Raw genomic sequence first — 3,656 nt, 5'->3', positions numbered from 1 at the left:
CTTCATGCACTGCGACCACCGGGCGAACGCGGCCCGGGTGCGCGTGTCCTGCTGGGACTCGCTCAGCGTGCGGAACTTGAGGGTGACGGCCGTCTGCGGGTCGCCGATCTGCCCGTCCACAGCACCGGTGAGCCGCTGGTTGGCCTCGCCGAAGCAGCCGTGGTCGGGCACCTTCCGGCCGTTGACGAGCTGGCCTCCCGGGCCGAACCGCTGCTTCGGGTCCGAGGAGCCGGTCTGCGCGATCGTCTCCTCCCGTGACTTCGGTGCCGGGGCCGACCGGGGCTGCATCTTCTCGGCGGGGACGCCGCCCTCCGGGTGGTAGCCCCAGGTCGCCATCATCGCGGCGTTCTGCGGGCCGTAGCGGCCGTCGATCCGGGTGGTGGGAGCGTCGCTGCCGCGCAGTTCCCTGGGCGACGCGGGGAAGGCGAAGGTGAATCCGAGCCGGGTCATGCAGGCGGTGACCAGCTTGGCCTGCGCCTGTTCGACCTGGGTCTGCTGCTCGTAATTGAGCAGGTAGCCGTCGAGGGGCAGCGGCCTGTCGTTGGCCGAGTCGAGCGCAGGTACGGCGGAGACCGAGGGAACGGGGTCCGTGCGCGACGGGGAGGCGGTGCCGGGCTTCGGCTCCGCACCCGCGCTCGCGCAACCGGCCAGCAGGAGCGGCAGGGCGATCAGCAGGGCGGTGCGGCGCGGGCGTCGTGACACGGGTGGGATCTCTCTCTCGCGAGGAGGATTCGGTGGATCGGCGGCCGCGGTGGTCCTCGGCCGGTGGGGACGGCCGGGGACCACCGCGGGAGTCACCCGGGCCCGGACACGGACCCGGGCGGGCTCGGACGGACCCGGACAGGCCCGGACGGGCTCAGTGGAAGGCGCCCGAGGCGTTGTTGTTCTTCAGCGCGCTGTTGAGGTCCACGGTCTTCCAGGCCGGGATGGTCTGGCAGGCGTACCTGCAGTCGTACCAGCTGTTGTAGTAGACGACGAAGTTGCCGCCGTACCAGCTGTCCACGGCCGCGGCGTGGTTCTTCACCGTGTTGCCGACACCGTTGCTGCCGTTGAGGCCGGGCTGGAACCAGTAGGCCCCGTAGTCGTGGATGTCACCGCCCTGCTGGAAGTAGGCGCCGTAACCGTAGGCGCTGGAGTTGTAGTAGAGGCAGACGGCGTGGGTCTCGCCACTGCAGTCGTAGTTGATCGCCGAGGCGGTGTCCGCCGTGGCCAGGCCGGTCGTGGCAACGGCGGCGGCCACGCCGGCCGCGGCGAGGAGCTTCCTGAAGCGCATCTCGTTCCTCCTTACGACGCCGGCACCTCCGGCGTTCGCTCCGAGCGGTCCCGTCGGTGGTCTCCGGGCGGTTGCGGCCCCATCTTGGGGACGGCCCGTATCGCCCCGGTAGCGCCGTCGTAGCGCGGACGCACCGTGGGCGCCGGGACGACACCGCCGGGGGCGGGGACCGGGGACTCCGTCGACCGGCGGCTCCGCCGCGTGGGCGCGGGCGGCCCCGGACCGCGAAGGAACCGGCGGACCGAGGACGTTCGGCGGCCTCCGCCGCCACCGCGTCGACGTCCCGTCACCGGTGCGGCCACCGTTCGCCCGCGCCGGACTGCGACCGGATCGCGACCGGATCGCCGCCGGACGGGGTCCACGAGGGGGTCCAGGAGGGGGTCTGACGCCCCGACGGGGTCTCCTGACCTCGGCCCGTCAGGGTTGAGGCCGGGGTGTCGGGACGGTCGGCGCGTGAAGCCGGCCTCGTCGCCGAGTGGGCCCGGGGAGCAGCGCCGGGATTGCTCCCGGTCCTTTTCCCCGGACCTCTCGACGCCGACAGATCACCGCCCGCATCGCCCGCCGCGGCACCGAGTCCTCGACCCGCCCCGGCGGGCACCGCCGGGTCGTCGAGCGCACCGTCGCCCGGCTCGGCGGCTTCCTCAGGCTCCACCGCCGCCACGAGCGTAAGGGCGCCACTTCGCGGCCTTCGCCACCATCGCCGCCGCCCTCATCCGCCGCCGCAGACCCGCCACATGAGATGACTTCTTTACACGCCACCGCCCGCCCGGGACGATCAACCGGACGAGTCAGGGGGGACCGTGCACACAGCCAAGGATCCGAAGCTCCACATCGTGCTCGGCCCGGTCTTCCTCCTGGCCGCCGTCCTCATGGGCGGCTCGGGCATCGCGGCCCACGTCGAGTACGCCGGAGCCCCGCACGTCCGGGCGACCGTCCTGGTGGCCGCCTACGACCGCACGGCCCGCGGCACCACGGCCCGCGTCATCACCGTTGCCGTCCCGGACCCCGTCCCCCTCGACGACCTCGGCTCCGCCCCCGACGACCTCGTCCCGGGCGGCACCGTCACCGTCCTCAGCCGCCCCGGCCACGCACTGCTCCCCAGCCAGCTCGGCTGGTCCCGGCTGCTCGTCCCCGCCGTCATCGCACTGATGGGCCTCGTCAGCACCGCCCTCGGCATCGACGCCTTCCGCAACGGACCCCCGCCCGCCCCCGGCGACCCCGAGGCCTGGGACTGACCACGCGCCGCAGAACGCTGCACCGTCGAGGACGACGGCCGAGGACCACCGGCGCGGACGGCCGACGCGGACCGGGCTGTCGGCAGTGGGGGCGCCGACAGTCGCGGGTCCGGGACGTCAGCCGGCCAGCGCCCGGGCGGCCGCCCGGACCTGGGTCTCCAGGGCCGCCCTGGCGGCAGCCATGGCCGGGGCGTTGGCCTTGATCGCCTGCTCCTGGTAGGCGTAGTCGACCGCGTACCAGACGCCGACCACGTTGTACTCCGCCCGGCAGGCCGCGTCCGCGGTCGCCACCCGCACCTCGCGCTCGGTGGGCAGCGCGGTCTTCCGCCACTCCGGGTCGCCGACCGCCGCCAGCGGGTCCGGGTAGTCGTACCCGCTGCCCTTCATGCACTGCGACCACCGGGCGAACACCGCCCGTGTCCGGGCGTCCTCCTGAGAGTTCTTCAGGGTCGAGAACTTGATGTCGTCGGCGGTCTGCGCGTCGCCCACCCGGCCGTTGACGGCCCCGGTCAACTGCTTCACCGACTCCCCGACGCAGCCGTGCTCCGGCACCGTCTGCCCGTTGACCACCTGCCCGCCGGGACCGAGCCGCTGCTTGGGGTCGGACACGCCGCGCTCGGCGGCGGCCATCTCCGGCGTGGTCGTCCAGCCGCCGCCCGGTACGTCGGGGGTGGCACGGATCCCGCCCTCCGGGTGGTACCCCCACTTCGCCATCAACGCGGCGCTCTGGTGCCCGTAGCGCCCGTCCACCCGGCTGGCGGGGGCGTCGCTGTCGCGCTGCTGGTCGGCCGAGCCGGGAGGCTTGTACGTGAACCCGAACCGCTTCATGCAGCGGGACACCAGCTCCTGCTGCGCCTTGGCGACCTCGGACGCCTGCTGCGGGTTCAGCAGGTAGGCGTCCAGCGGCAGGGGCTTGTCGTTCGCCGACGCGAGGGTCGGTGTCGCGGAGACCGGCGGCGGCGTCACCGGCGCGGTCGGCGGTCCGTCCACGCCGGGGTTCGAGGCTGCGGCGCTCGCGCAGCCGGCCAGGAACAGCGGCAGGGCGATCAGGAGAGCGGCGGGGCGGCGACGCCGGCGACTGGACACGGGAGCGAAGGCCTTCCTGGTCGGCGGGGCTGGCTGGGCGGGCGGTGAGCCGCGCCGGTCCC

At 73.9% G+C, this 3,656-nt stretch carries 4 protein-coding genes and 1 pseudogene; 2 read left to right on the top strand and 3 right to left on the bottom strand.

Annotation, left to right across the window (positions count from 1 at the left end; all coding sequences use genetic code 11):
* Both ABZ641_RS29350 and ABZ641_RS29345 read right to left on the bottom strand, forming a co-directional pair.
* Positions 1 to 702, bottom strand: a 702-nt coding sequence (locus ABZ641_RS29350) for a hypothetical protein (RefSeq protein WP_359986591.1), incomplete at its 3' end; no start/stop codon positions are given.
* A gap of 154 nt (positions 703 to 856) precedes the next feature.
* A complete protein-coding gene (locus ABZ641_RS29345; protein WP_344622216.1) occupies positions 857 to 1,273 on the bottom strand; it encodes a hypothetical protein in 417 nt (138 codons plus the stop codon).
* 550 nt (positions 1,274 to 1,823) lie between these two features.
* Here ABZ641_RS29345 and ABZ641_RS29340 point away from each other — a divergent pair.
* Positions 1,824 to 2,011, top strand: a pseudogene (locus ABZ641_RS29340) (IS5/IS1182 family transposase); the annotation flags it as partial.
* A 62-nt stretch (positions 2,012 to 2,073) separates the two neighbouring features.
* Positions 2,074 to 2,508, top strand: coding sequence for a hypothetical protein (locus ABZ641_RS29335; RefSeq protein WP_359986588.1), 435 nt, complete (start codon positions 2,074 to 2,076; stop codon positions 2,506 to 2,508).
* 117 nt (positions 2,509 to 2,625) lie between these two features.
* Here the strand turns inward: ABZ641_RS29335 and ABZ641_RS29330 are convergent.
* A partial coding sequence (locus tag ABZ641_RS29330; RefSeq protein ID WP_359986585.1) for a hypothetical protein occupies positions 2,626 to 3,656 on the bottom strand: 1,031 nt, incomplete at its 5' end.

This window comes from Kitasatospora sp. NPDC007106 (assembly GCF_040634455.1).
GTDB classification, from domain to species: domain Bacteria; phylum Actinomycetota; class Actinomycetes; order Streptomycetales; family Streptomycetaceae; genus Kitasatospora; species Kitasatospora arboriphila.
The sequence above is the reverse complement of the archived record's forward strand: the minus strand, read 5'-3'. Positions and strand labels throughout refer to the sequence as shown.